Below are 25,570 nucleotides of genomic sequence, written 5' to 3'. Positions count from 1 at the left end.
CATCATACAGCCCTGGTTTTCTGGCAAAAATAAAGCCAGCACCTCTCGAAAGTGCCGGCTTTGGGAATATTATTTCCCATTCTATGAGTATAAATTACTCCTTTGTTATAACAGATCATATTCCTTCATTTTTGCATATAGCGATCGTCTGTTAAATCCTAAGGTGTTGGCAGACTCCTGCCTGCTCCAGTTGTGATCTTTTAATGTTTTAATAATAACCTGCTTTTCTACCTCTGCCAGGATATCTTTTATTGGCCTTTTAAGTCTTAGTTTTATATTTAGCTCTAAATCTGAGTCTCTGCAAGAGGGACGATTCCCTTCTAACATAGCTAGATCATCCGGTAAAATGACAGTACCCCTAGTCATAACCACAGCTTGTTCACAAGTATTTATTAATTCCCTGACATTACCCGGCCAGGGATAATTAATCATGAAATTAAGCGCTTCTTTTGACATGCTAGTTATTTTTTTAACATGTTTCTGGGCAAATTTATTAATATAATAATTAACTAATAGTATAATATCTTCTTTTCTATCCTTAAGGGGGGGGAGTTTTATATTAACTACATTTAGCCTGTAAAATAAATCTTCCCTAAATTTACCTTCTTCCACCAGTTTTTGCAGGTCTTTATTGGTTGCTGCCAGTATGCGGATATCCACCTTAATGTTATTTATTCCACCCACCCGTTCAAACTCTCTCTCCTGCAGCACACGAAGTAATTTGGTTTGGGCGTGGTGCGTTAATTCTCCAATTTCATCCAAAAAAACAGTACCGCTGTGAGCCAGTTCAAACTTTCCCATTTTTTGGCTAATCGCTCCAGTAAAGGAGCCTTTTTCGTGGCCAAATAATTCACTTTCCATAAGATTCTCTGGAATAGTGGCGCAGTTAATATTTATAAATGGGCAGTGGTTACGTTTACTATTCTTATGAATAGACCTAGCCACGACTTCCTTACCCGTTCCACTCTCACCTTGAATCAGTACTGTTATATCTGTGTCTGCTATCCTTCCAATTATTTTAGAGATTTCCTGCATTATTCTTGACTGCCCAATAAAATTATCGAAGGGATTCAACTCATCTTCTAACTTTTCTCTAAGGATCGCAACCTCTGAGACCAAGTATTTCATTTTTACTGTCCTCTGGACTGTAATAATAAGTTCATCAAGGTTTAACGGTTTATTCAGGTAATCGTGGGCCCCTTCCTTCATAGCATGAATGGCTATTTCAGTTGTACCAAAGGCAGTCATTAATATTATGGGCACTGTGAACCCTCTATCTTTGATTTTTTCCATGACTCTGATACCATCATCATCCGGCAACTTAATGTCAAGCAGAATTGTATCCGGGTCAAAGTTATTTAAGGCCTCCATGCCTTCTGCGGCCGTATAGGTTACAAAAACCTCATATCCTGCGTTTTCCAGAACATCACGCAAAAGTTCGCATACACCCTCTTCATCATCAATTACAAGAATTCTAGCCATTATTGTCACCACTTTCTGCTATTGGGATAAAGATCTTAATAACTGTACCGACATCAACCTTACTTTCCACCTCATACACACCCTTATGGGCTTCTAAGATTTCACGGGCTATAGCAAGCCCCAAACCGGTTCCCTTTGATTTGGTAGTGAAAAATGGTTCAAAAATCTTGGTCAAGTTTTCTTCTGTTATTCCACAACCGTTATCTTTAATTGATATGCCAACCATATTTTTTGTTTTATCATAAAAGGTTGATGTCTCCAATTTACCCTTACCCTCTGTAGATTGAAAAGCATTATACATTATATTCGAGAGTACTTTCTCTATTTGGTACTGGTCAATCATAACTTCCGGCAGATCCTCGCCCAGAGTTGTTACTAATTCAACCCGATCTCCATGAGCATCGACAAAAAATTGCCCGAGTCTTTTAACTAAGCTATTTATTTGACAGGGTATCAGAGTTGCTCGAGATGGTCTGGCAAACTGTAATAATTCATCGGTTATATTAGCTAATCTGGTCATTTCCCGGTTAACAATATTTAAGGATTTTTGAGAGGGTACATGCCCTTGATTCCAGAACTGCATATATCCGGTTATTGAGGTTAATGGACTTCTAATTTCATGGGCCACCCCGGCAATGATTTTTCCCAGCGAAGCAAATCTCTCCTGCCTATTTATATCTTCCCTTAGGTGAATCAATTCTGTTATGTCGCGAAAATGTAAAAGCGCTCCCACCAGATCTTGTCGTACATTTACCATGAGTGATGTACTTATAAGCAGATGTCTGGGGTTACCAACTAAATCCTCGTAGATAACCTCTACATCCTTAACGGGCTGATTATCTAAAAGAGTATTATTTAAGCACTCTTTAAACGGACTGTTCTCCAAGAAAACATCATGCATGCTTTGTCCAAGAATATCTTTACCAAGACTTAGCATGTGGTAAGCTGCAAGGTTGATGCTGACAATTTTCTGTTCTTTATTAACTGTAATGATCCCATCATCAATACTGGTTAAAATTTCTTGATTGTAATTTTGTACGTCAATTAACTTGTTGTACATTTGGTTAATTGCTTCGGTTATCTCTCCAAGTTCCCCCGGTGCCCGTGGAATTATAAACGTCGGGTTATTTGATATTATACTTAGATTTTTTTTAACGTCATTAACGCTTAAGGTAAACTTCCTGATAAGGCTAAATGTGCCACCAAAAGCAAGAAAGATTCCGATAGAAATGATTCCGTAAACTACCTGTTTCATTTGAACAATTTTTTGGGATATCGGTTCAAAATCTGAGCTTGCCCAAACAGCACCTATGATTTTGCCGTCTCTAATGATGGGTTGGTAGGCTTCCAGTTGGCCGTTTTCCGATATCCCACCGAAAACTTGAAAAACCATACTTTTATTGCTAAGGGCGTCATCGAAATTATTTTTTCTACGCGTCGAAAAATTTTCACGCAGGTGAATGTTATTACCATCTAGAATTACATCATAATCTTTCCAATAATATCCAACATCCAAGTTAGGGTATACCTTCTTTGCCTCTATAATGATAGGTTGTAAAACTTTATTAAGGGCTTTTGCCTGCTCCCTCTGTGGTATATCTTCAACCCCCACATCGTTTATTATTTGATTAAAAGTCTTGGGCAGGTAATCGTCCAGGTAAGTCATGGCCTTTTCCATAACTTGACGCTGAGTATCCACCAAACCTAGTTCCGTTGATTGTACCAGATAATAAAGATATCCAGTTAATCCAATAGGAATTAACAGCAGAATAGCAATAATTTTTAATAAATGATCAATGAATCCATCTTGTGTAATTTTTATTCTCATCAAAATCCCTCCGCATACAAATGCTTATATCTATTATACATACATCAGCCCAGTAGATGAGAATATTTTTTCACATTCAATGAGTATTTTTTGCCCATTCCTATTATATTCCCCTGTAATAAGCCCTTTTTTCAGTGGCATAAATCTTGCTTTGTCTAAATGGAAAGGAAAATTCAAACGACTAGGAAAAGAGGCTAGTCTTTATGAAAATTGATCTAAGACAAATAATGATTCCTTTGGACCAATATCCCAGTATTTCGGAAGAGGGGTCCCTTGATAATGCAATTAATCTATTGACAGAGGAATTTAAGAAAAGGGATAACATCTGGCATAATTATGAGGCACTTTTAACAACCAGCTCTTCCGGTGAAATTACAGGGATGCTTACCCTACGCTCAGCTTTAACAGCAAGCAGGGAATTTAAATATCCCAGCCTCCGTCATAGGTTAATTAACCTATTATTTAATAAACCTGTTCCTACGAGTAACCTTCAAGTAAAAAACTTTATACATCCCCTAAAGAGCCGATTGGTAAATATATCTGATGAGTTGGATGAAGTTATTTTATTAATCTTAAAACATAATTATAATTCCGTTTTAGTCTCTAACAACCAAAGAATTGTGGGTGTGATACGAACTATTGATTTGTTCTGGTATATCGACGATGTTTTATAAAGAAAATAGAATGAAATACGGAGGGATTTTTATGATTCCAACCCACCAGTTGAATAGTTTCATGATTCCAATCCATAATTTCCTTACAATTAACGAGTATGACTCAATACGTGAAGCTTTAAAACTAATGAGAGAATCTTTTCATAAGGGTTCAGCCTGGCAGGGCCCTCATATGTTAATTGTGTTGAATAATCTTGAACAGCCTGTAGGGCTTTTAACTTTGAAAAATTTATTAAAGTCAACTAAAATAAAACAACTTGAGGGAGATGCCTGCTTTAAATCCGAGTATGCAAGCTGGTATTATATTAAAAAATGCCATGAGTCAGGAATTGCCGTAAGGGAATTAATGAGACCGGTTAATGTCTACTCTATTAACTATCATGATTTTGATATTAACGTAGTAGTCGAAATATTTTCCCGTAACGGCATAAACTTTATTCCGGTTCTTGATAATGATAAAATAATAGGTATAGTGGATAAATCAAGTGTCTTCTATCAATTACAATCTTTAAATAACTCCTTGCCAAATAAGGTCTCTACATTTAAAACGCTGGCTCACTATTTAAAAAACATTAAAATAAACATGAATGTTCTTTTTTCAGGTTTCTTCTGAGGTTAGATACAAAAAAGGTATCAAGGTAGAAAAAATCAGTCTACCGAAATATAAGTTTGCTTAAACCTTTTAACCACTCTGAACTTCAGATAAAATTAAAGAAGCGCTCAAAAAACATTTTATTTTTTTGAGCGCTTCTTCTTTTGGGTTAAGGTTTTATCGAACATCAATCCTACTGGACGTCTCCAGCCAGTTTTGCTTGTTCTGCAAACCATTGTTCCGCTGCGTAATTTAAAGACAGGGTCCTTAAATCTTCCCAAACAAAGTCTTCGACGGACAACACGCGCAAATCCACCTCTTTGAAATACTGACCACAAGCCTGGCAAGCCACCATATCAACACCTGGAAAATCCTCCGAATGAAGGTAAGTCTGTTCAGAGGCTTCTTCACTCCCACAGCAAATACATCCGACACGCTCCGCTGGCCATTCATGCCCGCACAGTATACAGTGCAAGTAACGATTACCGTTTGGCGGGGTGAGTACTGAAAGTCCTGCCGCCTCACCACAGACCAGGCAGGCCCTGCTTTTGCACGAAACTTTTTTCGAATAATCTTCAGCTTGGTTATTTACCGTATCCTTTTTCGGTTCCGCAATCGTTTCGCGAGAAAGCTGTGCTACGCCGCTTAAGGCGATATACAAGCGACTGAACATTTTTGTGTCAGTTACAGGTTGAACTGCTTTAAATTCATTCCACCGTTCCCTTAAGTCCGCTTCGGAAACCGCTACTCCCTCGACCTGATTCAACCTTTGCCAAAGCTCTAAAACCGCCTCTTCCGGTAAATCCACCAGGGGATAGTAAGGGGGAGTCTCCGTGGGAATCAATCTCTCCCACCAAAAGTTACCCCGCTCGTCCTGCCAGCTTCTGACTTCGTTCTTAAGAAGGCTATAGGTCTGATAAGCTTGCTCCAGAGTTATATCTTCAGCTACATCCATTTTATGCATATTTTTGTTCATTGATAGGAGCTCCCCTTACATTCATATTTTAGCCAACTGTGAGTAATCCGGACTAGACTAAGCTCTGTTTCCTAATTATTTCGCGACGGTTTCGGAACCATCTTGCTCATCTTTCACTCTGTCATACCATTTGGCATGGTGCGAACGCGCGAACTTTGTGGGTACATAACCATTGATCATGCCAGAAATAGAAGGGTTTGAATCCGGGTGTAATAGTCCTAAATACATATGCCCAATGACTGCCGCTGTCATCATAAACATAGAGAGGTCGTGTACTAGATAAGCCCAACGCACTAAACCTGGAGGAAAAGACGGAGCAAACCACAGTACGATCCCACTGAGGGTGATGAAAACAATACCGAAAATAGTAATCATCGAGTTGATTTTTTCCCCGCCATTATACTTGTCTTGAGGTGGATAGGTTCCGTGTCCCCCGAAGAACTCCTTAGGAAATGCCATGACGTGTTGCAAATCTGATTTTGTAAACTTAAAGACTGATTTTAACCACTCCCAGTGATGGCGGGTATTTCCAACAAAGAACGTCAAACCTACTACTACCACAAACACAACTGCCACAACACGGTGTATCACACGAGCAGCTTGAATCCCGCCGACGACACCCATCGCTGGTTGGAAGAAAACGCTAAGAACTCCCAATCCAGTAAAGAGCAATACAAAGAAGGCAATGGCATGAACCCAGTGACTAATGCGTTCTCCTTTAGTAAAACGCAAAACCTTATTTGGTTCAATCGTCATTTGGGTTGGATTGTTGGTCTTCATTTTGACTGCCATTACTATTTACCCCCTTTCTGGCTATCTGCATGATTGATAGAGTCATCCCCACTAGACCGGTAATTTCCTCTTAAGAGATTGGCGAAAACCCCTACAACCACGGCTGCAGCCGCTCCACCGACTGCAAGTCCTCCCACAGGTCTTATCACGTCTTTCCATAGAGTTAGAGAGAGCGGAATCGTTGGATTAACCGGTAGCCCATAGACTTCTGGGCCATCCAATAACAAATAGAGATACGTCGTGCCACCCATTTCCGTTTCTCCATAGAGCTGCGCTTTAGGATGAGTCTTCTGAACCTCAGCAAGACGCTTCTTCGCTTGCGCCAGCATAGCGTCACGTTCTCCAAAACTTAAAGCACCTGGTTGACAGGTATGAACACAAGCTGGGAGCAGATTATTCTCGACCCGATCAATACATCCCGTACATTTGTAGGATTTCTTTTGGACTTGATCGACCTTAGGAACCCCAAACGGGCAGTTTTCAACACAATAGCCGCAGCCAATGCACTTATCCTGATCGATCACGACGTACCCAGATTCCGACTGAGTAATTGCCTTCGAAGAACATGCCTTCAGGCAAGAAGGATCAGCACAGTGAAAGCATTGTGCTTTGCGCATTAGCCAATTCATTTTATGATCTTCATATTTTTCAATGAAGGTCATATAAGTCCAAGTCTTCGTGGTAAAAGCATTCTGAGTCTGATAACTCGTGATCAACTGAGTTTTCTCCGCGGGAAGCTCGTTCCAAGCCTTGCACGCCACAGAGCACGCCTTACATCCTGTACATAATGAAGTATCAATTAAAACCGTTTTCCTTGTCATCAATTTGCCCTCCTTATATTGACTAGGCAAACTTTATACTCTGGAGTACCGGCTCCAGGATCAATGGCTGCAATGGTTATTTCATTGGTACTCGGACCAGAACTTAAGCTAGCAAAGCCCCAGCTCCAAGGCATCCCGATGGTTTCAGTATCTTTTCCATTGATTTTGTACGTCTGTATTCGATCCGTTACTAAGGCTCGTACGGTGATTTTGCCACGAGCAGAAGAGACTTCGACCACATCCCCTTCTTTAACCCCAATTTTTGCTCCTAGGTTTTTACTAATCTCCGCAAAAGGCTCCGGCATAATTTCATTCAGCCAAGGAATATTACGCGTAATTCCTCCGGCACAGAAATGCTCGACCACTCCATAAGTGGTCAGAACATGTGGAAATTCTTCTGACTTGCCAATCTGAGTCGATACAACCAGTGCACATGGACTGATTGAAACCTTAGGATGCAAGATGTTGGTGGTTGGGCTTTCCGTCGGTTCGTAGAATTCCGGAAACGGTCCATCTACACAGGTCCCTGCGGCACGAATCCCGACAGCTGGAAGACCATCAGCAGGTGGTTCTGCAGGCATTCCGCTCATATAGGTCGCTGCAAACAACCGACCCACACCCTCAGGATTCATACGGAAACTTAACTTTCCTTCAGGCGTCTCAGGTCCCTTGGTCTTATCCACAAGGTCCCCGCCGTCATTTCCTGCCCAAACCTTAGCTGCAGCATCCCACCAAATAAGTTTGCGTTTAGCGTCAACTGGCTGACCCGCTTCATCGCAGGAGGCACGGTTATAGAGGATACGAACATTTCCCGGCCAAGCAAAACTCCACTCTTTAAACAGTCCCAGTCCTGAAGGGTCAGTATTGTTACGACGAGCCGCAAGGTTTCCATTACCAGTCACGCCAGCATAGATCCAACACCCTGTAGAAGCTGTACCGATGGGTGCTTTGAGATAATCCCCAATGGTCGGAAAGAGCTTACCAGTCGTTTCGTCATACCCACTCAGCTCCTGAAGCACTTTCAAAGCGCTGGTATGCTCACCATAGTCCCAACGAGCCTTCAGAATCGGGGCATCCTTAACATCTGTGCTCCCAGCATATAATTTACGGATTTTCTTGAAAAGGTGGTCCAGCATATCGAGGTCCGGCAGCGAATCTCCGAGTGGCTTGAGGGCAGCCTCTTTCCACTGAATCCAGCGCGAAGAATTCGACATACTACCTGCCTTCTCATAGACGAAAGCAGCAGGGAACATGATGACTTCGGTCTTAATATCTGCTGGATTCACTCCTGGAGCACGCCAGAACTGAGCAGTTTCAATCTCGAAGAGGTCAGATACGACCAACATATCGAGTTTTGCTAAAGCAGACCGAACAAGCTTTAGGTCTGGAATGGAAACTGAAGAATTCGAGCCAACGTTAAAGAGCAGCTTAAACTGTCCTTTATTCATCATTTCAAAGAGTTTTATCATTGTTGCATTCACTGTGGGATTGGTCTTCGGTAAATAGCTAAATCCATAGTCATTTTCTTTGGTGGCGTTTTCTCCAAACCATGCTTTAAGTTGGGCTACCAGATGTTTTTCAAAAAATGACCCGCTACGTACCAGATAATCGCGTATGGTCTTATCTGTATTAATCGGATGTGGTAAATAGCCCGGTAGGTTACTAACGAGGTTTGCCATATCCGTTGAGCCTTGAACATTGGGTTCTCCACGCAGAGCATTGATGCCACCACCTGCTTTTCCGATGTTGCCCAACAACAGTTGAATGATGGCATAGGCACGAATCCCTTGCACGCCCGTGGTGTGTTGAGTCATTCCTAGGGCATAAAGTATACTTCCCGGTTTTCCTTTACAGAAGACGTCCGCAATCTCTTTAATCTTCGCAGCAGGAATCCCTGAGATTTTTTCGGCTGTTTCAAACGTATATCTAGAATAATGAGCTTTAAGCTTAGAGAATACGCTATCTTGGTCCTCAATAGTTTCAGCTTTCAAGGGCTTTTTATCCGGCCCAAGTTGGTAACCCCAGCTCGCCATGGCATACTTTCTAGTTTTGGGATCATAACCAGAGAAGAGGCCATCTTCAAATTTATAATCTTTGCTGATCTTCGTGAGGGCATTGGTGAAGTTCAAAACATAGTTCTGATCGTACAATTTCTGTTCAAGAATATAATTTATAATAGCACCGAGATAGGCAATATCTGTTCCCGGACGGATTTGGGCGAAGATGTCTGCTTTAGAAGCTGTCCGCGTAAAGCGTGGATCGACGACGATAATTTTTGCGCCTTTTTCTTTAGCCCGATTAATCCACTTCATGGCAATCGGATGGTTCTCGGCACAGTTACTTCCCGCAATTAAAAAGACCTCGGCATTTTTTAAATCAGACCAGGAATTTGTCATCGCACCGCGACCAAATGAAGGTGACAAACTTGCCACCGTGGGAGCGTGTCATATCCGAGCCTGGTGTTCATTGTAAGGGGTTCCAATGAGCTGGCAGAATTTCTTAATAAGATAAGACTCTTCATTGTCAACTTCAGCAGAACCCAAGAAGGCGATTCCTTCTACACGGTTCACAGACAAGCTTTCGGGTAGTCCGGTTTTCGTATTGACGATCTGATCAGCGGCTTTCCAACTAGCATCCCTGACTTCTTTAGTTTTCTTAGCAACGATGTCCAGTGCCTCTTCCCATGAAATATCTTCCCACTTATTGGCCCCAGGAGCCCGCCGTCTCGGCTTGGTAACACGATCTGGTGAGTTAGCGACACTCAATAAACTTGCTGCCTTGGGGCAAAGAGTCCCCTCATTGGTCGGATGATCCGGATCACCTTCTAAGTGAATCAGCTTGCCCTCTTTCACATACAGCAGCATCCCACATCCGCCTGAGCAGAAATGGCAGATGCTAGGAATCTTTTTGGTTCCTTCTAGTTTCAAAGCATACCCTTTGGCTTCCGCTAAGGCTGGATCAAATCCCAAGCCTGCAGCAAAAGCGGCGATGGAAAGTCCTGAAAGTTTAAGGAAACCACGACGAGAAACATCCATCTTTTTTCCTCCCTCTAATGTTCTCTGAACTACCATTTGACTTGGACCGATCTTGGTTAAACCGTTTGCGCACAGAAGACCGTCTAATTGTTATGAATTTTCGAAATATACCTTCTATAGCTTAACTCGCTTTTTCGACTTAGTCACGATTCTGTTCATTTAGTAAATAAAGAAACTATATAGTAGAAAAGAATTATTAAAAACATAAAGAAATAAAGAAATAAAGAAAACTTGGCTGGCGCCCGAAGACACTGTCTTCGCACGTATTAATCATTCTATCAGCCTTGCGCAGGCGGCTGCCTAGTTGCCCTTATGCTTAGAAAGTATATAACGCAAGTTTATACTTTCTGATAGTGCAAAAAAATACCTCCCTTAGGAGGTATTCAGAGATGTTGATTTATAACGCTGTGGAAACAGGATCATCCAATATCTATTGAATTTAAATCCATGATTGGCTGAAACAGTTTAACGGGTCTTCCTACGGTTCCATATCTTAATTCTACAGCTAGCACTCCACATTGTTCTAAAAACTCCAGATATCTACGCACTGTTACACGAGTTAGGTTGACTCCCTCTGCCACAATATCAGCTGAGACCGGTTCGTTTGTCGAGCGCAAGAAAGAGATGATTTGCTTCAACGTCAGCTGATTCAGCCCTTTTGGCAGGACCATTTGTTCATTGTTCCGGTGTAGTTTTGTCATGTTAATTGAGATTAGATCGAGCTCTTCAATTTTACTGTTTTCTAAAGACTCGTTTCGAACTTTCGTATCTCTGGGGCAGGAAGATTTGCTCATTTCGTCAGCAATACTCCCTAAACGTTCAACCATTTGGTTAAAAGCAAACGCCAGATCTCCAATTTCCTTAGGTCCAGTAACCTGGATCTTCTCCGTCGCATGACCTGTGGCGACATCACGAGTTCCCAGGGTAATTTCATGGAGAGGTCGAATAATTACTTTTTGAATAAAAAACCACGTTGCTACCACGACGATCAGGGTCAATCCCAAACCGAAGACGGTCAGTCGTATCAATGAGTTCACGAAGAATACCTGGGCATAGCTTTTTGAAATCCCGACGTAAAAAATCCCGATAATATCTTCATTAATATCTCGGATTGGCTGGTAGGCCGTCTGATAGAGGTGCCCTACGACATTTGCTTCACCAAGGTAAATCTGACCATTTTTTAAGACGCTCTGTGCCACAGTGTCAGAAACTTTTGTACCAATAGCTCTTTCTCCATTAGCGCTGCGCACAGTTGTAGCAATACGAGTATCATTGAGAAATAAAGTTACTGTGTTACCTGTTAGCTCGGCTAAATGATCTACTAGTTCTGTTTTATGGGATACCTGATTTTCTCCTTTATACAACATCCCTTGACGTATATTCCAAGGTCCAGCGTAAGTTAGATCGATAATCTCCATACACGTCGCCAAGTCGGATTTTGCTTTAACAATTGAAGCATCTACCGCCTGTTGTCGCGTATACCAACCGAATACGAGCATAAAAATCGCTGCTAAAAAAATAAGCGATCCAATCATCAGCAAGAGAATTTGATATTTAAGTGAACGTGGACTCAATTGCACTCCTCCTCGGAGAAATTTCTTTAATCTTCAGTAAATTCAAATTCGTCATCTACTAATATAAAACCTTTATTTCTATAAAAGTATTTTTTCGGTTTACCTCCAAGAATGGGAAGGAATTATTCAACTCATGTGGAATTTCTATATATTAAGCGCAGATAAAGGAGGATGATCTAATGTCCTTGTTTCGGGTGCTCTATGAGATTCTAAGCCAAAACGGTTGGGAATTTGATTTTGACAACAAGAATGGGATTATTAAGCTTGAGATTCGTGGTATTAACACGAGTTTCCATGCTTTCCTGCTTGTAGACGAAGAGCAAGAATCCTTACTTTGCAATACGCATATCGATCAAAAAATCCCCTACTCCAAACGCCTTGAAGTATGCGATTTCATGAGCCGTGTTAATTACGAACTCGTGAACGGGAATTTTGAAATGGATATGGATAACGGCGAAATCCGCTATCGCACCTTCCTTGATTTGGCTGATGCCGAGCCTTCTCATGATCAGGTCCTAAATATTGTTTGGAACGGAGTGCTAGGGTTTGACACTTATTATCCTGGATTAATGAAACTCGTTTACGGAGATTTAAGTGCGGAAGAGGCAGCTGCCTATTGTACTGAAGACATTTAAAAGGAGTGGTATATTACCACTCCTTTACTATGTCATTGGTACAATATAAATAAGAACCATTAGGTAATGAACAATACTTCCGGCTGCAATAAACAAATGGAAAACTTCATGAAAACCAAAACGTTTAGGATAAAAGTCAAAAATTTTGGTCGCATAGATTATGGCACCCATGGTATACACGACTCCGCCTACCGCCATGAGGATGATCGAACCCATCGGTAAATTCTTGATGAGTTGTAGAAAAGGTACCAAGGCGATCCAGCCTAGCGAGACGTAAAAAGCAGACGATACATAGCGCGGTGCATGGATAAACCAAATTTTCAGCGCCATGCCAGTTAGAGCTAAGACCCAAACTGCTGTGAGCATCGCCCAACGCCATGCCCCATCCAGTCCATAGTAAAAAACCGGGGTATACGAACCAGCAATTAAAAAGTAAATAGCAATATGATCTACCTTTTTAAGGATTAGCTCTTTCTGAGGCGTGGTTTTTACCCAATGATAGAGCGAACTAGCCCCATAAAGCACGATCATACTAAGCCCATAAATCGTCATCGTAACAAGTTTGGAAAGATTATTTTTGCTCAAAACAATTAAGAAAACAAGTCCTACAATTGCCGCCATGAACAAAATAAAATGAGTCCAAGTGTTTACCGGTTCCTTCATTTTTAATGTCATTTTTCACCCTCCACAAATCCCTTGACCAAAGATAAATTCTTTAATCCCATTTTAAACCTTATTTCAGGTAAATTCAACCATACCTTTTTTTAACTCACCTGTAAATCGCAAATTCACAAAAGCCCTGAACACTTTAATTAGTGCTTTTGCTTTTAGTCAAAAAAAAAGGAAAGCTCTTTATATTATAGCAATAATTACCTGAGTAAGAAAACTTGCAGAAGCCATAATAAGAATGTTCCACTATACAAACACAAATAAAAGGAGGGTACCTAATCATGGCAGGAGAAAGAAACACTAATACCCCAGCAGCACAGGGAGCTTCACAGCAATTAGATCAATTCAAGTATGAAGTAGCAAATGAAATGGGCCTTCAATTAGGTGGAGACCGCACAAGTCGTGAGAACGGTTCCGTTGGTGGTCAAATGACCAAACGTATGATTCAATTTGCTGAAGAGCACCTTAAAGGTGGAAGCAAAATCTAACGTTCCAAAAGGGTAACAAGGATTACACTAAGGGGGATATCGAAAGATATCCCCCTTAGTATTTGTTCAAAGCAAAAGAATAATAGTGAGTATTCGTTAAATCAAAAAAATAATAGGAGCGATTTGCTCGCTCCTATTTAATCGTACCATCTGTTTCTTCAAGGTGCTTTTTCTTAGAAGACAAATGCGCTTTAACATCCTTGAGTTGATGAGGAGTTAGCTCTCCAGCATTTTCCGCTAAAAATTCTTCATTTTTATGGATATTCCGCAGTGTTAACTCAATTTTCTTTAAATCTTCATTCTTGTCTTTATTGCCATCATTTCTCGGCATGATCATCATCACCTCCAGACTCATTTAGTTTATCCAAAGATGATGTATTCATGCTTATTCTACTACCGAATAACCGGCATCAACAACAGCTTTAACCAGACTCGCGCGCTCTGCCTCTCCGGTAACGACCGCTTCTTTGGCTGCAAGATCAACTTTGACGCTTTCCACACCACTTACTGCTTGCAAGGCTTTTTCAGCCCTCATTTTACAATGATTACAAGTCATACCTTCTACTTTTAGAATAGTTTGGCTCATTTTTTTCACCTCGCTTTTCGGAAGTCAGAGGTCAGAGGCCGGAGGCCAGATGACGATAACCTCAGCAAATTATTGAAGAATATCTATATCCTCTACAGGGCAGCTATTAATTGCCAACAGAGGAAACTTTGCTAACAGAGCCTACTCGCTTGTTTTGATAGCTGCAACTTCATATATCATCAAGAGAGGAAACTGTTTACACTCCTAGAATACTCCTTAAATTTTCCTTAAGACTAACCCTCTAGCTGTTTATCATACCGTCTCAGCAGAATAGAACTGGTCACTACGGAAACCGATGAAAAAGCCATAGCCAGTCCAGCCCATTCGGGTGGTAAAAGTTCACCGGTGATCGGATAAAGGACACCAGCGGCTATCGGGATACCGATGACATTGTAAATCAAGGCCCAGAAAAGGTTTTGTTTGATCTTACTCAAGGTTTTCCGCCCTAAACGAATGGCTCGCTCTACATCAAGCAAGTCATTGCGGACTAACACTACGTCCCCGGTTTCCTTAGCCACATCAGTTCCTGAACCGATGGCGATCCCAATATCAGCTTGAGCTAGCGCAGGAGCATCATTAATCCCATCCCCCACCATAGCCACCTTATACCCCTGCTCTTGATACTTCTTGATAATATTTATCTTATCTTGCGGTAAAATTTCGGCGATAACTTCATCAATACCGACTTGCTCGCCCACAACATTGGCGACCTTTTTATTATCCCCTGTAATCATAAACGTCTTTAAACCTAATTTGTGCAAGCGTCGGATGGCCTCTTTGGTACTATCTTTTACGACATCCGCCAGGGCGATGAGCCCAATGACTCGGCCCCCAAGGGCAATAAAACTAGTCGTTCTACCGGATTCGGCTAAGCGTTGGAAATCCTGTTCTGACTGCTCAACAACTTCTACCTTGTGCAAGTGCAGCAGCTTAATGTTTCCAATCAGTAACTCTTGCCCTTCATAAGTGCACGTGACTCCATACCCAGCCTCTTCCTTATAATTCTCCACCTCATGAATTGCCAGCTGCTCTTTCTTGCCCTCAGCCACAACCGCTTGGGCAAGCGGGTGAATCGAGAGATTCTCTCCAGCAATTGCAATTTTAAGGACATCCTGTTTGGTAAAATCTCCATAGGGAACAATATCCGTCACTTCGGGAGTTCCTTTAGTCAATGTCCCTGTTTTATCAAAACCAATCGCTTGCAAGTGAGCAATCCCTTCAAGTACGGCTGCAGATTTGAATAAAATACCCCGATTTAAGCCTACCCCGCTACCCACCATAATCGCCGTCGGAGTAGCTAGCCCCAAGGCACAGGGACAAGCAATGACCAAGACAGCAATAGCCGCCGTAAAGGCAAATACAAACGTACTATGCAGGAGAACATACCAAATTGCAAACGTAAGAAGTGAAATCAAAACCACGGCTGGGACAAAGTAATTGGAAATCATATCGGCCAGCCTTTGAATCGGCGGCTTAACCCCCTGAGCATCTTCCACCAATTTAATAATTCCAGCCAGAATGGTGTCCTTACCCGTTTTAGTGGTTTTAACCTTAATACTTCCTGAACGATTAATCGTAGCTCCGATTACAGGGTCCCCAACACTTTTGTCAACGGGTATGGATTCCCCTGTCAGCATCGCCTCATCAATACTAGCTTGTCCCTCAATAATCTCACCATCAACCGGAATTCTTTCTCCGGACTTAACGAGGGTAATATCTCCGATTTTCAGGTCCGAAGCTGACACTTCATTGACCTGACCATCGACTAACAAATGCGCTTTATCAGCCTGTAACTCTAAGAGTTTTTTTAAGGCTTGACCCGCCCGACCCTTGGCTTTAGCCTCTAGATACTTCCCAAAACGCACAAAGGTAATCAACAAGGCCGAGGTATCAAAGAAATTGGGACCTTCAAAGAAGAGGGTTGGGAAAAACATATGCAAGGTTGTCATTAAGCTATATCCGTAGGCGGCTGTAATTCCAATAGCAACTAAAACATCCATATTGGCTGAGCGGTTTTTCAACGCGTGATAAGCACCACGGTAAAACGTCCAACCGGCCGTAAACTGGACAATGGTCGCCAGAATAAGCATCGTATACATCAACGGTCTCGACATAGGCAGAAACATAATAGGCATAATCGGCAGGGAAAGAATGGCACTAAAGATGAGCCAATTGCGCTGTTTGATTGCTGCACGATCCCCTTGATTCTCGTCTTTGTTCTCCATGGGAGTATACCCTGCCTCCCGCACTTGCTCAAAGATCTCACTGATTGTTACAACACCTGGATCAAACTCTACCGTCACAGTTTCACTCGCTAAATTTACCGCAACAGTTTGAACCCCCTGAGTACCCTTAAGTTTTTTTTCAATGGCTAAAGCACAGTTTGAACAGGTCATCCCGCCCACTTTAAATTGTTGTTTTCCGCTGTCCTCACTTTGGGCAGCATACCCAAGATCCTTAATTTTTGTAAGCAGGGCATCCTCATTAACCACACTGGAATCCATTTCTACGGTTAGCTTTTCTGAAGCAAAATTGACAGCAACCGTTTTGACCCCTGGCATAGTTTTAAGGCCTTTTTCAATCGTCAAAGCGCAATTTGCACAGGTCATCCCACTTATTTTAAACTGTTGTTTTTGCTCTGGCGTGGCAATTGTTAATGTTTCCTGATCTTTCGGGATATTTGGCCTTTTCTGATCAGGCTTTTCATCATGCGTTGCCTGATCTGGCTCTTTCTGATCTGGCTCTAAGAGAACTGTCTTTTCGTCGGCCAATTTTTCCAATGCATAGCCAGCTTCTTCTAATTCATGTCTAATATCTGCCACATTGACCTGAGTGGGATCCCAAACGAAGGTCGCTTTCGAATCCTCCAAGCTTACTTTAACCTGTTCCACACTCGGAAAGGTTTCTAGAAGTTTAGTAACCTGATTTACACAATGTTGGCAGGACATACCATAGACATTGATCTCTTTTTTCTCACGGACTATATTTTCCGACATTCTAAATCCCTCCCCTAAAAACGGGCTTCCTAATTAACGAATCATGCGAAAGATTGTCTTAAGGACCTCATCGATAACCTGTTCATCTCCAGCCTGAAGTTGCTCTTTGACGCAAGATTTCATATGTTTTTCTAAAAGCAAGCGCGAAGCCCCATCTAAAGCGGATTGAGCAGAAGAGATCTGATTTAAAATATCATCGCAATAGACATGCCGTTCGATCATGCCTTTAATTCCCCGAATTTGACCTTCGATGCGATTCATCCGATTGACAAGCTCTTTAATCGTCTTTTCGTCATGAGGACTCATTCGGTCTCCTTGAATTTCCCCTTCACCTTGACATACTGAACACGTATGAACTTGCTTTTCATTGGATTTCATATCGTTCACCTCTCTCATATAGTATACCCCCCTATGCTATATGTCAATGCATTATTTATAAATATTAAGTAAACTTGGCTAACGCCCACGAAGACACTGTCTTCGCACGTATTAGCCTTCTTGCAGACACTGTCTTCGCACGTGTTAGCATAGCGGAGAAGCCTTCAGGCGCAGATGGTCGCCTTATAGGGTAATCCGACCTAAACAAAAACGGTTCATGTTTTAAAACATGAACCGTTTAACTCTACTGTTTTCTTATTGTATCCCTTCAAACCCTATTTAAACCTAATAAATATTCACATTTTTCACTTTACTAGTTTGAGCCGAACCTGGTTAACGAGCTTCCCGGAAGACACTAATTCTTTCGCTATTGCAATATCTGGATACATCACTCGGTCCTCTCTAAGCATCCCTACCTTAGAACGGACAAGCTTGTAAGCGCCTTCGCTCCCTTTGCCCAGTCGAAGGTCCTCTTTTCCACTTCTTAAATCAACTCCCTGACAAGCGGCTAACAGTTCCATTCCCAATACATGAGACGTGTTTTCAATAATACTGCGGGCTTTACGGGCTGCTATCGTTCCCATACTCACATGGTCCTCTTGGTTTGCAGAGGATGGAATCGAATCCACACTGGCTGGATGAGCCAAAATCTTGTTCTCCGATACGAGAGAGGCAGCAGAATACTGCACAATCATAAACCCTGAATTCAGACCCCCATCAGGCGTTAAAAACGCCGGTAGTCCACTTAAGTTTGGATTCACTAAGCGTTCCAATCGCCGCTCAGCAATATTAGCTAGTTCCGCTACTGCGATCCCTAGAAAATCCATGGCCAAAGCCAGGGGTTGACCGTGGAAATTTCCGCCTGAGAGAACCTCTTGTTGGTCTGGGAAGATTAAGGGATTATCCGTCGCTGAATTCATCTCAGTTTCAACAGCTTTCTTTACATAAGCCACCGCATCCCCTGACGGGCCATGCACTTGGGCCACACAACGAAGTGCGTAAGCATCCTGAACTCTAGGACGTTGTTCTCCCGCTACGAACGTACTCCCCTCGGTCAGTGAGCGGATTTGTTCCGCCACATTGACTTGACCCTGATGAGGACGCACAGCATGGATTTTCGGATCAAAGGCATCAAGTATCCCTTCCAGGGCTTCAAAGGATAAAGCAGCGGTAATATTTGCCGACTCCCATAATATTTCGGCGTCCCACACCGCCAAAGCAGCAATTGCCGTCATAACCTGAGTTCCGTTAATCAGGGCTAGTCCCTCTTTTCCTTCCAGAACCACAGGTTCTATCCCCGCCTGAGCTAAAGCCTCTTGGCCGCTCATTCGCCTTCCTCGATAAAAGGCTTCCCCTTCTCCGAGCAAAACCAAGACCATATGGGACAACGGTGCCAAATCTCCACTTGCTCCAAGGGACCCTTTCTCCGGTACAACTGGAATAATCTCCGCATTAAGCACCTTGAGTAACGTTTCAAGAGTGGTAAGCCGGATGCCGGAAAATCCTTTGGCTAAAGCATTTGCCCTAAGAAGCATGATGGCTCTCACTACTTCTGGAGCCAGCGGCTCGCCCACACCGGTTGCATGGCTCATAATCAGGTTACGCTGCAGTTTCTTAGCATCCTCTTTGGAAATCAAAACGTTGCTAAACATTCCAAAGCCTGTTGTAATTCCATAAACCGTTTTATTTCCTTCAATCAACTGATCCACAAACAATCTGGATTTAAGAACTTTCTCCTTAGCTATAGGTTGTAAATCCACCTTGGCACCGTAGCGTGCCACAGCAACGACTTGCTCTAACGAGAGTGTTTCTCCATCCAGGATCACCTTCATTTTTTCAGCTAAAACTACGCTCATCTTGACTCCTCCTCGTTTAGAGCAATGAAAAAGAGGATTAAGCCATAAACTTAAGTTTACAGCTTAGCCCTCTAGCATCTAATATCTCTGAGCATACTCTATTTTATTGCAAATTCACCTATTCCATACTTCCACTTAATGTAAGACATGCTGACCGATTATAAATGATTGACCCCTAATCCGCACACCTCATGTTCATGTCCTTTAATCGGTGCGCCGATCATACCATACATGCTAACTGCGATCCAAAGATCATCGACATCTTCCAACGTGCGCGGCCCTTTAACAACTGCAAAGCGGAGTCCAACCGTACGCAAAATATTTCCAAGTTGTAACGGCCCTCGGCCTAACCCTTGCAGAGCATCGAGAATCGCATGATATAAGGCGTGCTGAGAGCGATAGCTATCATCTGTAAGCCCTCCACGTTTAGCTGCCGTTTCTACTGCAGCAATGATCTTTTGGACATCCATAGAACCGACTTTTCCCGCCACAACCTCAAAACCTTTTTCTCTGGCACCTAACACGTAGTCTTCAGTTTCATTTCCTTCGGCCATGGCAATTAGCAAAGCCGTTTTTCCTAGAGATGAACAATGTATCATGATGACCCCCTGGTTCACACGTGAAGTAATTTCCCTATGCCAGCTTCTAAACACTTCTCTCTAACAACTACAACTGACCCTACCCTTATCATAGACGAGAAACACTCAGTCATCAACATAAATATTTAGATTACGAGTGAATGATTGTAGCAGCACTGGTAAACTGCCGCACACGGGTGGCATTTAACACAGCTAGCAGGGCGACACCGACATCCGCAAACACTGCTTCCCACATTGTAGCGACACCGAAAATCCCCAAGATGATAAAGCCCAATTTAATCCCTAAGGCGAAGAAAATATTTTGCCAAATGATCTTCTTAGTAAATCGGGCAATTTCCATTCCTTCAATCAGTTTGCTCGGTTGGTCATCCATGAGAACCACATCAGCGGCTTCGATGGCTGCATCGGAGCCTAAACCACCCATTGCAACTCCGACGTCCGCCCTTGTCAAGACAGGCGCATCATTAATCCCGTCACCAACGAAGACGACCTTCCCTTGGCGATCCTTTTGGACCATGAGTTGTTCTAGCCAGGTTACCTTATCTTCTGGAAGTAGGTCTGCATGAAATTCAGAGACCCCTAAATCCTCGGCAACCCGTGCAGCAACGTTCTGGAGATCCCCCGTCAGCATCACAGTTTTGATCCCTGCTTCACCTAAGGCTTGAATCGTTTCTTTCGCACCAGGTTTTAGCCGGTCTGCAATGAGAATATATCCAGCATACTGTCCAGAAACTGCGACATGAACCAATGTTCCAGCATGCCCTAAATTATGAACTTCCGGAACTGGAATTCCGATTGCTAATAAAAATGCAGCCTTACCTACCAATACCTCTTGCCCTTTGATCTTTGCTTGGACTCCTTGCCCACTTACTTCCTTGTAATCATCAAGGATCCCGACCTCAATAGGTAATTTGTGGTTGTCTCGAATAGATTTGGCAATGGGGTGACTGGAGTGGATTTCCGCCGTAGCAGCAATTTCCAGGAGCTGTTCCTTACTAAATCCATCCACAGGAAGGATCTGTACTACCTCGAAAACCCCTTGGGTGAGTGTTCCTGTTTTATCAAAAACGACCGTTCTTACTTGGGTCAATGCTTCTAGAAAATTCGCCCCTTTGACCAGAATTCCGTGTCGAGAAGCTCCTCCAATCCCGCCAAAATAACCCAAGGGGACCGAAATTACCAAGGCACATGGGCAGGAAATGACTAGAATCGTGAGAGCTCGATATAGCCACTCACTAAACGTCCCCCCACCAAAAAGTGGCGGAAGTATCGCAATTCCTGTGGCAATTATGACGACTCCCGGAGTGTAATATCGAGAAAAGGTTGTGATGAATTTTTCCGTTCGAGCTTTACGGGAACTTGCGTTTTCTACCAGTTCTAAGATTTTTTGCATTGACGACTCTGCATAGGGCCGAGTCACTCGAACCGTAAGAATCCCACTGGAATTAACCATACCGGATAAGACAACATCTCCAACCTCAACTTTGCGTGGAACAGACTCTCCTGTTAGAGCCGATGTCTCTACAAACGACGCCCCCTTCACCACTTCTCCGTCGAGTGGGATCCTTTCTCCCGGTCGGACTAAGATTTGTTGTCCGACTTGAACATCTTCCGGATCAACCTTCAAGACATCGAGCTGGTGAATTAGATTGGCATAATCGGGCCGAATGTTCATTAAGGCCTGAATCGAATGCCGCGAACGATTAACAGCCAAGCCTTGAATATATTCGCCAACGGTATAAAATAACATAACGCCAACCGCTTCAGGCAATTGATTAATAGCAATCGCGCCAATCGTGGCCAAAGACATCAGGAAATTCTCGTCAAACAGCGCCCCTCTAAACATATTTCTAAAAGCAATATATAACACTTCATAACCGACGAGAAAATAGGCTGTTAAATAGATGACGTATTCCATGACCTCAGGTAAATTAAGTCCTAGCATAGAAGAAACCAGTCCAATGGCCAGCAAAGCGCTGGCAACTAGCATTCGGATCTTTTTCCACCGAGTCGCTTGAAGACCTTCTTCTTCTTGACCTTCTTGATTTAAGCCCTGACTTCCTTTGATAATTGGTTTAAGTTTTACGCCTGGTTCAATTCTGTCCACAATGCCTTGAGCAAGCTCTAAAGAAGCAGGAGGTAAATAGACAGTTTGAGTGGCAAAGTTAAGGGTTGTCTGTCCGATGGATTTCTCCTCGTTAAAGGCCTTCTCGATTTTAAGCGCACAATTTGCACAACACAACCCAACCAAGCGGTACTTAATTTGCTTTTGACTTTTTGAGTCATGCCCTTTTTGTTCTTCAAGAATAGATTCATGATGATTGAATTCCAAGTTTTTCGTAGATGTTGCTGTCATACCCATACCGTCATTCCTCCATAGTTGTCATGGTTTTATTCTTTATTGTTAGTTTGAACATCGTGCCTCGCTTAGACACGCCCCTCTAAGATGTGCTCAAGCCCTTCTCGATAAAGGGCCAAAACATGGTTATCATCCAACGAGTAATAAACCATCTTGCCCTCTCGACGGTACTTCACAAGGCGGTTGTTTCGAAGAACACGCAACTGATGTGATGTGGCAGATTGACTCAAACCTAAGAGTTCCGCCAAGTCACAGACGCAGAATTCATTTTTTGCTAAAGCATCCATAATTCGCACTCGGGTCGGATCACCAAGAGTTTTAAATAACTCTGCCAAAGGATGGACCTGTTCGCTTGGAATCAGCTTTTTTCGTACTGAGTCGATCAAGTCACTATGGATGCACAAAATCTCACATACAGGACTGTCTGCTGAATCTGCCCTCAATTCCGAGCAATTATCTTGAGGTATTTCCGTTGATTGGCCCATAATAAGTCTCTCCTCACATATGATTATATGTTCATACGTTTATTATATCTGAAATCTTCAAGATATCAAGATATTTTTTTATTTGATAGACGACTAAAGGACTAAAGAAGAACTGTTTCTACTAATGAGAAACAGTTCTTTATATTATAAGAAACTATTGTACTTGATACATCCCCTGATTTTGCATATATTGGAATATTTCTTCTCCGTGTTGTTGTTCTTCTTTTTGAATATGATTTAGAACCTGGCGGATATTAGTATCTCTAAATTCAAAAATGGCTCTATCATAGGTTCCTGATACATACTTTTCAGTCATTAACATGTCTTTACAAAGTTTAGCATCCTCTTGATTATAGTTCCCTGGCACCGAAGAGGTCGTTGGGGTTTGAGTTCCACCAGTCATCTGCTGTTGCTTCTGGCCTTGTTGTTGACCCTGGTTTTGTTGTCCTCCTACGCTGGGTACCTGACCGTTTAAGATTTGATTTATGGTATTTAGGTGTTCTTGCTCATGAGTTGAATGAGTATTAAAGAGTTGTTTTAATTGAGTATCTTGGGCCTGGTTAGCATATTTCTTATATTTGTCGACGCAAGTTTCCTCATGGGTTCTCTGATCCATCAACAGGAATTTTTCCTTTTGTGATAATTGCAACTGCAATATATAGCACCTCCCTATTTGCTAATATTGTTTGCAATAACTCCAATTCTATGCATAGAAATATTGTGAATATTCGACTTAACTTTCATCCTTCTTCATTTTAAACCAGACTCTCTCGGCTAATTGATAAGGATCTTGTTGACCGTTTTCTAATGACCAAAGAGAGTCAAGAGAACCCCTGCGGCAACAGAAGTCCCAATAACTCCTGCAACATTAGGCCCCATGGCATGCATGAGGAGGAAGTTCGAAGGATTTTCCTTTTGTCCAACCACTTGGCAGACCCTTGCGGCCATAGGTACCGCTGAAACACCGGCTGCACCAATCAGGGGATTTATTTTTCCTCCCGATACTCGATACATGATTTTTCCAATTAATAAACCACCAATTGTACTAAATGCAAAGGCTACCAAACCTAATCCAATTAGTATGAGTGTTTGAGATTTTAAGAAAACCTCTGCATTTGCAGTGGCACCCACGGTTAAACCAAGAAAGATTGTGACAATATTAATCAGCGCATTCTGAGCGGTATCTGAAAGTCTCTCGACAACCCCACTTTCCTTAAATAGGTTGCCTAGCATCAACATCCCAATCAAAGGAGCAATTGAAGGAAGAAGCAGTGATATGATTGCAGTTACGATGAGTGGAAATACAATTTTCTCTAACTTTGATACCTCCCTCAACTGGTCCATCTTAACCATTCTTTCCTCTTTAGTCGTCATTAGCTTCATGATAGGTGGCTGAATAAGAGGGACCAGGGCCATGTATGAATAGGCCGCTACTGCTATAGGTCCTATCATATGAGGGGCCAGCTTGGACGCTAAAAATATCGAGGTAGGACCGTCAGCTCCCCCAATAATTCCAATAGCGGATGCTTCTTGGGGAGTAAACCCGAAGAGAAGGGCCATAACAAAGGCAAAATATACCCCAAATTGGGCGCCTGCTCCCAATAATAAGCTGGAAGGCCTTGCAATTAACGGCCCAAAATCCGTCATTGCTCCAACACCCAGAAAAATTAACGGTGGGAAAATTTCCAGATGTATCCCTTGAAATAAATAATATAAAAGACCTCCCGCCGCTTCACCCTGCGGAGGGTTCATAAGTCCTGTTAGGGGCAAATTTACAAGAAACATTCCAAAAGCGATGGGTATAAGCAGTAGAGGCTCAAAGCCTTTCTTTATTGCAAGGTAAATCAATAGGAAAGAGATGCCGATCATCACAACATGCCCAAAGGTTATTCCTACGTACCCAGATGCTGTCCAAATGTCGGTTACCGCTTCTATAAGTTTTGCCAAAAATGACATATTAACACCCCCTTATCATTTGAGCAATATCAGACTATCTCCCATCTTAACTTGTGTATGGTTAGAAACCATAAGTTTAGCAACAACGGCATCACGAGGAGCCATAATCTCATTTTCCATCTTCATCGCTTCAAGGATAAATAATACTTCCCCTTTTTTTACCGTCTGTCCTTCATTTACTTTTATGCTCAAGATAGTTCCCGGCATGGGTGCCTTGATCGTTTCTCCTGCACTGGTTCCTTGTGAAGAGGATGTATTTCTGAATTTCTCAGGATTAACTGACGGCGCTTCCATGACATTCTTACTGGCCCTCTTAGTCAGATCTTTCGATTCGGTAATCCTTTCTACCTCTACTTCAAATCTCTTGCCATTGATTGTTACATTGTATTTCATATTACACCCTCCCAAGTATTGTCGTTTTTCTATAGCGCCTTGATTGACTTAATTTGAAGTCTGCTTAACGGAATATCCGCGTAATTGCTGACGACTGCCAAAATTATAGCTCGTAACTCATCTTCATCCATGCCCAAACCAATAGACTCGCTGTCACTATCCACGTCGATGTTGTTCAAGTTAACAGGCAAATCAGCAATTGCAGGTTTCTTAAATCGTTCTGAGAAAGAGCTTATTAGCTTAGTTTCTAGTACTATAACCACCCATAAGGCAATAAGGACCGTGAAAACAATCCCCATTCCAATCATGGTTGTATTCGCACCTAGAAGTAGTTTGTCGGCTATTGTCATCCTTCACCCTCCTATTTCAACATAGTCATACCAGAGTTGACCATCC

General features: G+C 42.4%; 24 protein-coding genes. 4 read left to right on the top strand and 20 right to left on the bottom strand.

Annotated elements, in window-relative coordinates; genetic code table 11:
* Positions 1-105: 105 nt before the first annotated feature.
* Both JL57_RS19175 and atoS read right to left on the bottom strand, forming a co-directional pair.
* Positions 106-1,482 carry a sigma-54 dependent transcriptional regulator gene (locus tag JL57_RS19175; protein WP_034143574.1) on the bottom strand — a complete coding sequence of 459 codons (1,377 nt, stop codon included), beginning with the start codon at positions 1,480-1,482 and terminating at the stop codon, positions 106-108.
* Positions 1,475-3,310, bottom strand: coding sequence for a two-component system sensor histidine kinase AtoS (atoS, locus tag JL57_RS19170; RefSeq protein ID WP_034143573.1), 1,836 nt, complete (start codon positions 3,308-3,310; stop codon positions 1,475-1,477). Before atoS ends, JL57_RS19175 begins: the two co-directional genes overlap by 8 nt.
* Before the next feature lie 203 nt (positions 3,311-3,513).
* On the opposite strand from atoS, the gene JL57_RS19165 reads away from it, so the two are divergent.
* Positions 3,514-3,984 (top strand): CBS domain-containing protein, encoded by a 471-nt coding sequence (locus tag JL57_RS19165; RefSeq protein WP_034143572.1) that lies wholly within the window; start codon positions 3,514-3,516, stop codon positions 3,982-3,984.
* A gap of 31 nt (positions 3,985-4,015) precedes the next feature.
* Positions 4,016-4,597: an HPP family protein gene (locus JL57_RS19160; protein WP_034143589.1), complete on the top strand. Its 582-nt coding sequence runs from the start codon at positions 4,016-4,018 to the stop codon at positions 4,595-4,597.
* A gap of 172 nt (positions 4,598-4,769) precedes the next feature.
* Here the strand turns inward: JL57_RS19160 and fdhE are convergent, their stop codons facing one another.
* The 5 genes from fdhE to JL57_RS19130 form a co-directional block, all read right to left on the bottom strand.
* Complete coding sequence (gene fdhE, locus JL57_RS19155; protein WP_034143571.1) at positions 4,770-5,552, bottom strand: formate dehydrogenase accessory protein FdhE; 783 nt, start codon at positions 5,550-5,552, stop codon at positions 4,770-4,772.
* Positions 5,553-5,627: 75 nt separating this feature from the next.
* Positions 5,628-6,344: a formate dehydrogenase subunit gamma gene (locus tag JL57_RS19150; RefSeq protein ID WP_034143570.1), complete on the bottom strand. Its 717-nt coding sequence runs from the start codon at positions 6,342-6,344 to the stop codon at positions 5,628-5,630.
* 2 nt (positions 6,345-6,346) lie between these two features.
* Positions 6,347-7,165 carry a 4Fe-4S dicluster domain-containing protein gene (locus JL57_RS19145; RefSeq protein ID WP_034143569.1) on the bottom strand — a complete coding sequence of 273 codons (819 nt, stop codon included), beginning with the start codon at positions 7,163-7,165 and terminating at the stop codon, positions 6,347-6,349.
* Positions 7,165-10,200 carry a formate dehydrogenase-N subunit alpha gene (gene fdnG, locus JL57_RS19140; protein WP_291300276.1) on the bottom strand — a complete coding sequence of 1,012 codons (3,036 nt, stop codon included), beginning with the start codon at positions 10,198-10,200 and terminating at the stop codon, positions 7,165-7,167. Before fdnG ends, JL57_RS19145 begins: the two co-directional genes overlap by 1 nt.
* 419 nt (positions 10,201-10,619) lie before the next feature.
* Positions 10,620-11,735: a cache domain-containing protein gene (locus tag JL57_RS19130; RefSeq protein WP_034143587.1), complete on the bottom strand. Its 1,116-nt coding sequence runs from the start codon at positions 11,733-11,735 to the stop codon at positions 10,620-10,622.
* Between the two features lie 218 nt (positions 11,736-11,953).
* Here JL57_RS19130 and JL57_RS19125 point away from each other — a divergent pair, with 218 nt between their 5' ends.
* Complete coding sequence (locus tag JL57_RS19125; RefSeq protein WP_034143567.1) at positions 11,954-12,409, top strand: YbjN domain-containing protein; 456 nt, start codon at positions 11,954-11,956, stop codon at positions 12,407-12,409.
* Positions 12,410-12,436: 27 nt separating this feature from the next.
* On the opposite strand, the gene JL57_RS19120 is transcribed toward JL57_RS19125, so the two are convergent.
* Complete coding sequence (locus JL57_RS19120; protein ID WP_034143566.1) at positions 12,437-13,084, bottom strand: hemolysin III family protein; 648 nt, start codon at positions 13,082-13,084, stop codon at positions 12,437-12,439.
* Between the two features lie 275 nt (positions 13,085-13,359).
* On the opposite strand from JL57_RS19120, the gene JL57_RS19115 reads away from it, so the two are divergent.
* Complete coding sequence (locus JL57_RS19115; RefSeq protein ID WP_009622708.1) at positions 13,360-13,566, top strand: alpha/beta-type small acid-soluble spore protein; 207 nt, start codon at positions 13,360-13,362, stop codon at positions 13,564-13,566.
* Between the two features lie 133 nt (positions 13,567-13,699).
* On the opposite strand, the gene JL57_RS19110 is transcribed toward JL57_RS19115, so the two are convergent.
* From JL57_RS19110 to JL57_RS19055, 12 genes are all read right to left on the bottom strand, one after another.
* Positions 13,700-13,897: a hypothetical protein gene (locus JL57_RS19110; RefSeq protein ID WP_034143586.1), complete on the bottom strand. Its 198-nt coding sequence runs from the start codon at positions 13,895-13,897 to the stop codon at positions 13,700-13,702.
* Positions 13,898-13,951: 54 nt separating this feature from the next.
* Positions 13,952-14,152, bottom strand: coding sequence for a heavy-metal-associated domain-containing protein (locus JL57_RS19105; protein ID WP_034143565.1), 201 nt, complete (start codon positions 14,150-14,152; stop codon positions 13,952-13,954).
* Between the two features lie 233 nt (positions 14,153-14,385).
* On the bottom strand, positions 14,386-17,148 hold the full coding sequence (locus tag JL57_RS19100; protein WP_034143564.1) for a heavy metal translocating P-type ATPase: 2,763 nt from the start codon (positions 17,146-17,148) through the stop codon (positions 14,386-14,388).
* Between the two features lie 33 nt (positions 17,149-17,181).
* The gene (locus JL57_RS19095; RefSeq protein ID WP_291300280.1) at positions 17,182-17,454 is read right to left on the bottom strand and encodes a metal-sensitive transcriptional regulator; all 273 of its coding nucleotides are present in this window, start codon (positions 17,452-17,454) and stop codon (positions 17,182-17,184) included.
* Positions 17,455-17,831: 377 nt separating this feature from the next.
* On the bottom strand, positions 17,832-19,382 hold the full coding sequence (gene hutH / locus JL57_RS19090) for a histidine ammonia-lyase (protein ID WP_034143563.1): 1,551 nt from the start codon (positions 19,380-19,382) through the stop codon (positions 17,832-17,834).
* A gap of 158 nt (positions 19,383-19,540) precedes the next feature.
* Entirely contained in the window at positions 19,541-19,981 is a 441-nt protein-coding gene (locus JL57_RS19085; RefSeq protein ID WP_034143562.1) for a HutP family protein, read from the bottom strand.
* A gap of 130 nt (positions 19,982-20,111) precedes the next feature.
* A complete protein-coding gene (locus tag JL57_RS19080) occupies positions 20,112-22,337 on the bottom strand; it encodes a heavy metal translocating P-type ATPase (RefSeq protein ID WP_291300279.1) in 2,226 nt (741 codons plus the stop codon).
* A 71-nt stretch (positions 22,338-22,408) separates the two neighbouring features.
* Positions 22,409-22,825: a helix-turn-helix transcriptional regulator gene (locus JL57_RS19075; protein ID WP_291300275.1), complete on the bottom strand. Its 417-nt coding sequence runs from the start codon at positions 22,823-22,825 to the stop codon at positions 22,409-22,411.
* 154 nt (positions 22,826-22,979) lie between these two features.
* Positions 22,980-23,441, bottom strand: coding sequence for a spore coat protein (locus tag JL57_RS19070; RefSeq protein WP_291300278.1), 462 nt, complete (start codon positions 23,439-23,441; stop codon positions 22,980-22,982).
* A 188-nt stretch (positions 23,442-23,629) separates the two neighbouring features.
* Positions 23,630-24,781: a sodium ion-translocating decarboxylase subunit beta gene (locus tag JL57_RS19065; protein WP_034143560.1), complete on the bottom strand. Its 1,152-nt coding sequence runs from the start codon at positions 24,779-24,781 to the stop codon at positions 23,630-23,632.
* A gap of 15 nt (positions 24,782-24,796) precedes the next feature.
* Positions 24,797-25,174, bottom strand: coding sequence for a biotin/lipoyl-containing protein (locus JL57_RS19060; RefSeq protein WP_034143559.1), 378 nt, complete (start codon positions 25,172-25,174; stop codon positions 24,797-24,799).
* A gap of 29 nt (positions 25,175-25,203) precedes the next feature.
* Positions 25,204-25,524, bottom strand: coding sequence for an OadG family protein (locus JL57_RS19055; RefSeq protein ID WP_034143558.1), 321 nt, complete (start codon positions 25,522-25,524; stop codon positions 25,204-25,206).
* Positions 25,525-25,570 lie beyond the last annotated feature (46 nt).

It is taken from the genome of Desulfosporosinus sp. BICA1-9, assembly GCF_000802135.1.
This window is presented reverse-complemented; position numbering and strand designations above follow the sequence as displayed.

Bases quoted from the DNA above. Each gene is read 5' to 3' on its own strand.
- fdhE (WP_034143571.1), bottom strand. From the start codon at position 5,552: ATGAACAAAAATATGCATAAAATGGATGTAGCTGAAGATATAACTCTG.
- JL57_RS19115 (WP_009622708.1), top strand. From the start codon at position 13,360: ATGGCAGGAGAAAGAAACACTAATACCCCAGCAGCACAGGGAGCTTCA.
- JL57_RS19130 (WP_034143587.1), bottom strand. From the start codon at position 11,735: ATGATTGGATCGCTTATTTTTTTAGCAGCGATTTTTATGCTCGTATTC.
- JL57_RS19160 (WP_034143589.1), top strand. From the start codon at position 4,016: ATGATTCCAACCCACCAGTTGAATAGTTTCATGATTCCAATCCATAAT.
- hutH (WP_034143563.1), bottom strand. From the start codon at position 19,382: ATGAGCGTAGTTTTAGCTGAAAAAATGAAGGTGATCCTGGATGGAGAA.
- JL57_RS19110 (WP_034143586.1), bottom strand. From the start codon at position 13,897: ATGCCGAGAAATGATGGCAATAAAGACAAGAATGAAGATTTAAAGAAA.
- JL57_RS19175 (WP_034143574.1), bottom strand. From the start codon at position 1,482: ATGGCTAGAATTCTTGTAATTGATGATGAAGAGGGTGTATGCGAACTT.
- JL57_RS19070 (WP_291300278.1), bottom strand. From the start codon at position 23,441: ATGGATCAGAGAACCCATGAGGAAACTTGCGTCGACAAATATAAGAAA.
- JL57_RS19145 (WP_034143569.1), bottom strand. From the start codon at position 7,165: ATGACAAGGAAAACGGTTTTAATTGATACTTCATTATGTACAGGATGT.
- JL57_RS19080 (WP_291300279.1), bottom strand. From the start codon at position 22,337: ATGACAGCAACATCTACGAAAAACTTGGAATTCAATCATCATGAATCT.
- JL57_RS19100 (WP_034143564.1), bottom strand. From the start codon at position 17,148: ATGTCGGAAAATATAGTCCGTGAGAAAAAAGAGATCAATGTCTATGGT.
- JL57_RS19120 (WP_034143566.1), bottom strand. From the start codon at position 13,084: ATGACATTAAAAATGAAGGAACCGGTAAACACTTGGACTCATTTTATT.
- JL57_RS19150 (WP_034143570.1), bottom strand. From the start codon at position 6,344: ATGGCAGTCAAAATGAAGACCAACAATCCAACCCAAATGACGATTGAA.
- JL57_RS19125 (WP_034143567.1), top strand. From the start codon at position 11,954: ATGTCCTTGTTTCGGGTGCTCTATGAGATTCTAAGCCAAAACGGTTGG.
- JL57_RS19165 (WP_034143572.1), top strand. From the start codon at position 3,514: ATGAAAATTGATCTAAGACAAATAATGATTCCTTTGGACCAATATCCC.
- atoS (WP_034143573.1), bottom strand. From the start codon at position 3,310: ATGAGAATAAAAATTACACAAGATGGATTCATTGATCATTTATTAAAA.
- JL57_RS19065 (WP_034143560.1), bottom strand. From the start codon at position 24,781: ATGTCATTTTTGGCAAAACTTATAGAAGCGGTAACCGACATTTGGACA.
- JL57_RS19075 (WP_291300275.1), bottom strand. From the start codon at position 22,825: ATGGGCCAATCAACGGAAATACCTCAAGATAATTGCTCGGAATTGAGG.
- JL57_RS19055 (WP_034143558.1), bottom strand. From the start codon at position 25,524: ATGACAATAGCCGACAAACTACTTCTAGGTGCGAATACAACCATGATT.
- JL57_RS19105 (WP_034143565.1), bottom strand. From the start codon at position 14,152: ATGAGCCAAACTATTCTAAAAGTAGAAGGTATGACTTGTAATCATTGT.
- JL57_RS19095 (WP_291300280.1), bottom strand. From the start codon at position 17,454: ATGAGTCCTCATGACGAAAAGACGATTAAAGAGCTTGTCAATCGGATG.
- JL57_RS19060 (WP_034143559.1), bottom strand. From the start codon at position 25,174: ATGAAATACAATGTAACAATCAATGGCAAGAGATTTGAAGTAGAGGTA.
- JL57_RS19085 (WP_034143562.1), bottom strand. From the start codon at position 19,981: ATGATACATTGTTCATCTCTAGGAAAAACGGCTTTGCTAATTGCCATG.